Here is a 5,220-nt window from a genome sequence, read left to right as displayed (position 1 = left end):
GAGACCTCGCCGTTAGGCGGTCCGTGAAGCAGGAACCTCAACCGGCGTTAGCGCTGGTTGGAATCCCCCGGCTTTAGCCGTGGGGAGGACGTCAATGACGCACGTTAGGCCGCGCAATAGCTTCCCCGCAGCCCGGGCCACCGCTACCAGAGCCGGGGCCAAGCAAACCGCCCCACATCCGGCCGGTTCGCCAGTCGGGTGCGGGGGCGATTTCTTTTCGGCGCGTTCCTAGCGCTTTCTTAACGGCCTCTTCCTTGCGTGACTGCGCAGCAACGCGGAGTGTTAACGCCAGCGCTTGCTGAACTGCGATAACAGAACACATGCACCTGGGGAGACGTCGGGGGTCTCGCCAGGTTTACGGGGGCGGGACGGGCGGCCGTCGGGGGCCGTCCGCCCCACAACGGAGGTGCCCCGCGCAACCCTGGTCAAGGTTGCGCGGGACTCTTCCATCGTTCCGGGTTCGGCTCAGTGCTGGCGGGGTGGGTCGACGAGTTCAATGCCGAGGGCGACGACGCCGAGGGCTTCGCGTTCTGGCAGGTAGGTCTGGCGAATGTTCGCCAGCTGCTCTTCGCGGGTCGCGGTCGGGTTGCCCCATGCCAGCACCTCGTAGTCGAACATCTCGCCGATGCTGGCGTAGCGGGCCACGCGAGTGACCCGGATGAGGACTTCGTCGCCGTGGCAGCGGATCGTCCTGGGGTCGCGCCCGAGTCGAATGGCCGTCCTGTCGCGTGCGTGAGGGCTGGCTGCGCACCGGCGAGGGCATGACGGTTACGGTCGGCGCCGTCACCGAGGTGGCGCTGGGCCACCTCCGTGACGGCGCCGAATTCGTGGTCACGGACTAACCCCGCCAGCTCGCCAGTGAGGCTCAGGGGACCCTGGGGTGCCTGTTGGTCGGCCGTGGCGCTAGAGAGGCTGGGCGCTGCGGAGGAAGTCGGGGACGTCGAAGGACAGCAGCGGGTCTCCGAACAGCGCTCCCGCGCCGACTTCGCAGTTCATGCCGCGCCAGATCCGGGCCTGCTCCTCGGTGTCTACGCCGCGGACCCACAGGCGCGCTCCGCAGGCGTTGACCAGCGGGACCAGGCCGTGGATCGCCTGCACTTCCGGGAGATCCGCGGAGTCCGCCGCGTGCACGAGGTCGACCAGTTCGTCCGCCAGGCGCACCGCGTCGATCGGCAGCTCCCGCAGCAGGCGCAGTTCGTCCGGGGAGCCGTGGAAGCTGTGCAGCGCGGTCTTGATGCCGCGGCTGTTGAGGTAGCGGACGTTGTCACGGGCTTCCTCGTTGTCACCGCGGATGGCGGCCAGCGGCATGCAAAGCCGCAGCCAGGTCGCGTCGACCTCGCACGCGTCCAGCACCTGGTGGATCACCGCCGCCAGGTCCGGGTCCCGGCCCTGGTTCGGGCTCAGCGCCAGCTTCAGCTGCACCCGGTGCCCGTCCGCGTGCCATTCGCACAGCTGCTGCCACGCGGTTTCCAACATCCAGTCCCGCAGCGGGAGCGTTACCCCGGAGCGTTCGGCCAGGCGCAGGCACTCGCCGTGCTCGAGGGTGCCGTATTCGCTGGTCTCCCAACGGAGTTCGGCCTCCAGCCCGACCAGCTCGCCGGTGTCCATGTGCACCAGCGGCCGGTAGACGACGTCGAACTCGCCCATTTCCAGGCCGCCCGGCATCACCGCGGCCAGCTTCGACTCGATCCGCTCCTCCGGCGCCTTATCCGGGTCGAACAGCGCCCACTGCCGCTTGCCGGCGGCCTCCGCGCGGCGCAGCGCGACGTCGGCGGCCCACAGCATGTTCGACGCGTCGGCGTCGGCCAACGCCCGCTGCACCACGCCGATCCCGGCCGATGCCGCGATTCCGTGGTCGTCGACGTGGACCGGTTGGGCGAGCAGCTCGTTTATCTGCTGGACCAAGGTGGGCACCGGTGGGGTCTTCTCCTGCTCCCAGAGCAGGATCGCGAACTCGGTGCCGCCGAAGCGTGCGACGATCGCTACCTCGTCCTCGAACAGCTGTTCCAGCCGCCGGGCCACCGCCTTGATCACCTGGTCGCCTACCTCGTAACCGAGGCCGTCGTTGATCAGCTCGAAGCCGTCCAAGCCCAGGTGGTAGAGCGCCAGCTGGGCGTGGTCGGGCAGGTTCGCCAGCATCGCCTCCAGCCGGGTGCGGAAGAACTGCCGGTTCGGCAGCCCGGTCAGCGCGTCGTGCAGGGCCTGGTACTGGAGACGGTCCTGCAGCAGGTGCAGCTCGGTGATGTCCTCGACCATGGTCACGAAGTGCCGGGGCGCCCCGTCCGTGCCCTGCAGCACCGATACGGCCAGGTAGGCCCACGCCTGCTCACCGTTGGCGCGCAGCAGCCGCTTGCGCTCGCCGAGCCGCTTCGAACTGCCACCATCGGCCAGCTCGTGGTAGGCGGCCGCCAAGTACTCCGCGTCCTCGGAGTGGAACAGGTCGTGGATCGTCATCGACGCCAGGTCCTGCGGCTGGTAGCCCATGGTGGCCTCGAACGCCGGGTTGACCAAGGCGAACCTCCCCTCGAGGTCGCAGATCGCAACCCCGATCGGGGTCGTGGTGAACACCTCGCCGAATCTCGCCTCGCTGGCCGCGAGTTCGCGGTCGGCCTTCAGCTTCGAGCGCAGCAGCGCCTTCTTCAGCGTCTCCTGCTGGACGAACGTGTTCTCCCGGTCGGCGGCGGCGTAACCGGCCGCGATAGCGGTGACCAGCGCGAGGATACGGCGCACCTCGTCGAGGCCGGGCCGGACCAGCTCGTCGCGGAGCAGGTTGAGGCTCAGCGACAGGCTGTCCTCGCCGGTGGCGTGGATCTCCACCAGCCGGCTGCCGATGGCACGACCCACCTCCTCCACTGTCGACGGATCGTCGAGCGCCCCGGTGGCGCGGTCGAGAAGTTCCAGCAGCGTCTGCTCGACGACCTCGCGGGCGAGCGGGATGTAGGACGCAGTGCGAAGCCGCGCCGCCCAGCGGCGTGCGACCGCGACCCGCCAGTCGGCGTCATACCGCTGCGGGACCAGCACATCCGGCATCCCCTGCGGGGCGTCCGGAGTTCCCTCGCTCATCTCACCCGTCCGTCAACGTTCGCCGGCAGACCGCCCCGGTGCACACCTTCCTAGCATCGTCGAGATACAGCGCCACGACCCCCGTGACGTGTCATCGCTTGCGTCCCACTCCCGCGTAGATCTGCGAACCGCCGGGCTCGTCAGCGGCCTGCTCGGGCCGGTCCGGCCGCCACAGCGCGGTGCCGACAACCTCGGGGTCGACCAGGTCGAAACCGGTGAACAGCTCGGTGATTTCGGTGTGCGTCCGGGTGTGGATCGGGTCGGCGCTGCGCCGCATGACTTCGATCACGCCGGCCATCTCGTCCGGGCTGATGTTGGCGGTGAAGTGCGAAAGCGCCAGGTAGCTGCCGGGCGCCAGCGCGTCCCGGTAGCGGGCGATGATCGCCGGCGCGTCTAGGTCGCACGGGACGAAGTGGAAGACCCCGGCCATGATCAAGCCGATCGGCTCGTCGAAGTCGAGCAGCCACCGGGTCTCCTGGTGCTCCAGGATCGTGTCCGGCTCCACCAGGTCGGCCTGGATGATGGTGGCGTTGCCGTCGCCTTCCAGCAGCTGGCTGTGCGCGACGGCGACCGACTCGCAGTCCACGTACATCACCCGCGCGTGCGGGTCGGCGTCCGCAGCGATCTCGTGCACGTTGCCCACGGTCGGGATGCCCGAGGCTACGTCGAGGAACTGCCGAACTCCCCGCTGCGCCAGGAAAATCACGCAGCGGCGCAGGAATGCCCTGTTGAGCCGGGCGACGTCGCGGGCGCTGGGCAGCGCGGTCAGGAACTTCTCGGCTAGCGTGCGGTCGGCGGCGGAGTTGTGCGCGCCACCCAACAGGTAGTCGTAGAGCCGCGCCGCGCTCGGGACCTCCTTATCGACGTCCTGGGGTACCCATGTCGCCTGCCCGGTCAAGGTTCACCTCGCGCCTCACTCCGTTGCGTGTCGGCAAGACTACTGGGTGACACTAGACCGGTCGTGAGACGTAACCCGGCCGCGCCCATCCGTATCGATCGAGACGGCTTTTCGTCACACTTGGGGCGTTCCGGCGGCGAGAGGGATTCGGTGAACCGCGTCAGTGGGCTTCTTCGAGGGTTTCTCCCTCGGCGACCAGGGCGTTCAGTTCGGCGATGTCCTCGGCGGTGAGCGCCACCCCGGCGGCCGCGGTGTTCTCCTCGAGGTGCTCCGGCGACGACGTGCCCGGGATCAGCAGGATGTTTGGCGAGCGCTGCAGCAGCCAGGCCAGCGACACCTGCGCCTGGGTCGCGCCGCGCCGCTCGGCCACCGCGCGCAGCACGCCATCCTCACGGGCGCGGCTGTCCGCGAATCCGGAGCCCAACGGGAAGAACGGGACGAAAGCCGCACCGTCGTCCGCGGTCGCGCGGAGCAGTTCAGCCGACGTGCGGTTCACCACGTTGTAGAGGTTCTGCACGGCCGCGATCTCGGTGTGCTGCCGCGCCTCGGCGTACTGCTCGACGGACACATTGGACAATCCGATGTTGCGCACCAGGCCCTGCTCCCGGAGTTGCGCGAGCGCACCGAGCTGGTCGGCCGGTGGGATGCCAGTGTCGGCGACGTGCCGCAAGTAGACCAGGTCCAGCGCGTCGAGCCGCAGGCGGCGCAAGTTGTCGTGCACCTGCGCGCGCAGCGCGTCCGGGTGGTTCAGTGGCAGCCACGCCGCCTGGTGGTCGCGGTAGGCCCCGATCTTGGTGGCCAGCACGAGGTCTTCGCCGTAGGGCCGCAGCGCCTCCGCGATCAACTCGTTGACCACCCACGGGCCGTAGAAGTCGCTGGTGTCGATGTGGTCGATGCCCAGTTCCACGGCGCGCCGCAGCACCCGGATCGCCCGCTCGCGGTCGGCGGGCGGACCGTAAACGCCGGGGCCGGCCAACTGCATCGCGCCGAAACCGATCCGGTTCACCGTCAGGTCCGCGCCCAGCTGAAACTCGCCACCAAGGGCGGTCGAAGCACTCGTCACGCCGCGATGCTGCTAGAAAACCGCCCCGACAGCAACAAGCCCTTCCTCACATCCTCGTCTTCAAAGCGGCGCCGCCGCCCGCCAGGCGAGGTGGGCCCACGTTGACGTCCTCCCCACGGCTAAAGCCGGGGGATTCCAACCAGCGCTAACGCCGGTTGAGGTTCCTGCTTCACGGACCGCCTAACGGCGAGGTCTC

At 69.0% G+C, this 5,220-nt stretch carries 4 protein-coding genes; all 4 read right to left on the bottom strand.

Going from position 1 to position 5,220, the window contains the following annotated elements; genetic code table 11:
- Window positions 1–465: 465 nt before the first annotated feature.
- The 4 genes from ACWDKQ_RS35015 to ACWDKQ_RS35000 all read right to left on the bottom strand — a co-directional run bounded on the left by ACWDKQ_RS35015 (window position 466) and on the right by ACWDKQ_RS35000 (window position 5,024).
- Window positions 466–645, bottom strand: a complete 180-nt coding sequence (locus tag ACWDKQ_RS35015) for a hypothetical protein (protein WP_450143049.1) — start codon at window positions 643–645, stop codon at window positions 466–468.
- 258 nt (window positions 646–903) lie between these two features.
- A complete protein-coding gene (locus tag ACWDKQ_RS35010; RefSeq protein WP_450143048.1) occupies window positions 904–3,063 on the bottom strand; it encodes a putative bifunctional diguanylate cyclase/phosphodiesterase in 2,160 nt (719 codons plus the stop codon).
- A gap of 91 nt (window positions 3,064–3,154) precedes the next feature.
- Complete coding sequence (locus ACWDKQ_RS35005; RefSeq protein ID WP_450143047.1) at window positions 3,155–3,961, bottom strand: SAM-dependent methyltransferase; 807 nt, start codon at window positions 3,959–3,961, stop codon at window positions 3,155–3,157.
- Between the two features lie 160 nt (window positions 3,962–4,121).
- Window positions 4,122–5,024, bottom strand: a complete 903-nt coding sequence (locus tag ACWDKQ_RS35000) for an oxidoreductase (protein WP_450143046.1) — start codon at window positions 5,022–5,024, stop codon at window positions 4,122–4,124.
- Window positions 5,025–5,220: the final 196 nt, after the last annotated feature.

It is taken from the genome of Saccharopolyspora sp. NPDC000995 (assembly GCF_053599315.1).
This window is presented reverse-complemented; position numbering and strand designations above follow the sequence as displayed.